The organism is Terriglobales bacterium, from assembly GCA_035624475.1.
In the GTDB taxonomy this organism is placed as follows: domain Bacteria; phylum Acidobacteriota; class Terriglobia; order Terriglobales; family Acidobacteriaceae; genus DASPRL01.
The window spans coordinates 1-3,116 of sequence record DASPRL010000365.1 but is presented as its reverse complement, the minus strand read 5'-3'; the positions used below and the strand labels follow the sequence as shown (position 1 = coordinate 3,116).

Sequence of the window (3,116 nt, the reverse complement as noted above, 5' to 3'; positions counted from 1 at the left end):
ATCATCGAGGGCCTGACGGAGTTCCTGCCGGTCAGTTCGACCGCCCACCTGCGCATCGCCGAGGCGCTGCTGGGCGTGGACCTGGGCAACGGCTACTGGAAGATGTTCACCATCGTGATCCAGTTGGGCGCCATCCTGTGCCTGCCCCTCTACTTCCGCAAGCGCATCCGGGGCTTCCTGTCCACCTTCCCGCGCGGGCGCCAGGGCGACCGCACCTGGCTCACCCACCCGCTCTCGCTGACCCTGCTCGCCTTCGTAGTGACCGCGGTCCCCTCGCTGCTGCTCACCAAGGTGATCGGCAAGCACTTGGAGAGCCTGGTGGTGATGGGCACGTCGCTGGTGGTGGGCGGAGTGGTCATGGGGATCGTGGACGCGCTCTGCGGCACGCCCCACCCCGGGCACCCCTTCCGCACCCAGGATATGGAGGAGATGAACCTGCTGCAGGCGGTGTGGATCGGGGCCTGCCAGATCCTCTCCGCAGTCTTTCCCGGGACCTCGCGCTCCATGTCCACCATCGCCGCGGGGCAGGTGGCGGGGATGACCCGGGCGTCGGCGCTGGAGTTCAGCTTCTTTCTCTCCATGCCCACCATGGCGGCGGCCACGCTCTACGACTTGTACAAGTCGGTGATCCCGCACCACGGCGTGAACCCGCTGGGGGCTACGCACATCGACGCCCATGGCTGGGTGCTGCTGGCCATCGGCTTCGTGGTGAGCTTCGTGGTGGCCTACGGGGCCGTGGCCTGGTTCATGCGCTGGGTGCGGACGCGCGGCTTCGCTGCCTTCGCCGTGTACCGGATTCTGGCCGGAGCCTTCGTGCTGGCGTGGGCGTGGCACTGGATCGGGTAGGCCTCCCGAACCCTACCGGGGCGCGAACGCACCCCAATCGAACGGTTGCCAGGGCACTGCATCGCCACCCCGGGACGGGGATTTCCCCTTGCCGGAGCCGGAAATGTGGCATAATCGCCTTGCTCTGGCGTACTTTGCGCGCCACCTGCCGGGCTGCCGCCCGGGGAGTGGCCCGAATACGCCTGTGAAGTACTTTTCGCTGCTGTTCACGCCGACCAAGAACCGCCGGCTCAACGAGCTGGTGGGCTTCCTTGTTTTCATCTTCGCCATCCTGCTATTGCTCGCCCTGGCGAGCTATTCCCCGCTCGATCCCTCGCTGAACACCGCCGCCTCGCCCGCGGCCTCCAACCCGGCGCGCAACTGGGTGGGGATGGTAGGCGCCTACGGCAGCGACCTGCTGTTGCAACTGCTGGGAATCACCATCTTCTTCGTGCCGGGGATGCTGTGGCTGCTGGCCACGCGCTGGTTCCGCTCCCGCCCGGTGGATTCGCCGCTGGCCAAGAGCCTGGGAGCGCTGGCGCTGCTGGTCTTCGTCCCCGCGCTGCTGGGACTGCTGCCCTGGCACCTGCGCTGGCGGCACGCGCTGCCCATCGAGGGCCTGCTGGGCCGCATCGTGAGCGATGCCCTGCTGCACTACCTGAATCTGGTGGGCGCCTACCTGGTGTGCGCGGGGGCCATCGCCATCGCCCTCTACCTGGCCACCGCCTTCTCCTTCGGGGCCGTACACCTGTGGCTGGAGACGCGCTTCGCCTTCGTCTTCGCGGCCTGGGACCGCTTCCAGGATTGGCGGATGGCGCGGGCCAAGGCGCAAGCGGAGCGGCAGGCGGCCAAGCGCAAGGCCGCGGCCGTTTCCCGATCCACCGTCACCACGCAACTGCTGCCCGCGCGCCGTGTGGGCCAGAAGACCGGCATCGAGCGCCTGCAGGAAGAGCAGATGGAAGCCGCGCCGGCGGCCTACCCTCCGCCTGCGCCCGCGGCCGCGCCCGCTCCGGCGCGGGGGGCGGCCTCCACGCCAGCGCCCGAGGTGGGCGCGCGCGCCGATAACGGCGCCAAGAGCAAGACCACCATGCCCAAGATCGCGGGCGGCTACAAGCTGCCCTCCAGTTCCCTGCTCCACCGTCCCGACGAGCAGCGCGCGGTGAACGAGGAGGACCTGAAGTCGCTGGCCCAGGTGCTGGTGGAGAAGCTGGCCGAGTTCGAGGTCTACGGCCAGGTGACGCACATCAATCCCGGGCCTGTGGTGACCACCTTCGAGTTCAAGCCCGACGCCGGCATCAAGTACAGCCGCGTGACCGGGCTGTCGGACGATCTCTGCCTGGCGCTGCGGGCGGAGAGCATCCTGATCGAGCGCATGGCGGGGAAGTCCACGGTGGGCATCCAGGTGCCCAACCGCGAGCGCGAGACCATCTGGCTGCGCGAGATCATCGAGTCGCAGGAGTTCGCAGGCTCCAAGTCGCGGCTCACCCTGGCCATGGGCAAGGACATCAACGGGCGCATCGTGACCGCGGAGCTGGGCGCCATGCCCCACCTGCTGATCGCGGGCTCCACCGGCGCGGGCAAGAGCGTGGCCATCAACTCCATGATCATCTCCATGCTCTACAAGGCCAACCCCGACCAGGTGCGCCTGATCCTGGTGGATCCCAAGCGCCTGGAGCTGGGTGTGTACGAAGGCCTGCCCCACCTCTACACCCCCATCATCACCGAGCCCAAGCTGGCGTCCTACGCGCTGCGCAACGCGGTGCGGGAGATGGAGCGGCGGCTGAAGCTGCTGGCGGAGCAGGGCGTGCGCCACATCGACCAGTACAACCGGCTCTTCGAGGAAGAGCGGACGCCCAGCCTGTTCGAGAACAACGAGGCTGCGCGCCCGCTGCCCTACATCATCATCATCATCGACGAACTGGCCGACCTGATGATGATCGACCAGAACAACGTGGAGGAGTCCATCACCCGGCTGGCGCAGATGGCGCGGGCGGTGGGCATCCACCTGATCCTGGCCACGCAGCGGCCCTCGGTGGACGTGATCACCGGGCTGATCAAGGCCAACTTCCCGGCGCGCGTGAGCTTCCGCGTGGCCACCAAGGTAGACTCGCGCACCATCCTCGACGCAAACGGCGCCGAAGCCCTGCTGGGCCGCGGCGACATGCTCTACCTGCCCTCGGGCTCGGCGCGGGTGCACCGCGTGCACGCTCCCCTGGTGACGGAGAAGGAGATCGGCGGGGTGGTGGAATTCTGGCGCGCCCAGGGCCAGGCGCAGTACGAGCACAAGTTCC

The 3,116-nt window shown here is 68.2% G+C and carries 2 protein-coding genes; both read left to right on the top strand.

Annotated features, from left to right (window positions below; genetic code table 11):
• A partial coding sequence (locus VEG08_14270; protein ID HXZ29155.1) for an undecaprenyl-diphosphate phosphatase occupies nucleotides 1-846 on the top strand: 846 nt, incomplete at its 5' end.
• A gap of 184 nt (nucleotides 847-1,030) precedes the next feature.
• Nucleotides 1,031-3,116 (top strand): DNA translocase FtsK 4TM domain-containing protein (locus VEG08_14265; protein ID HXZ29154.1); only part of this gene is annotated, 2,086 nt, incomplete at its 3' end.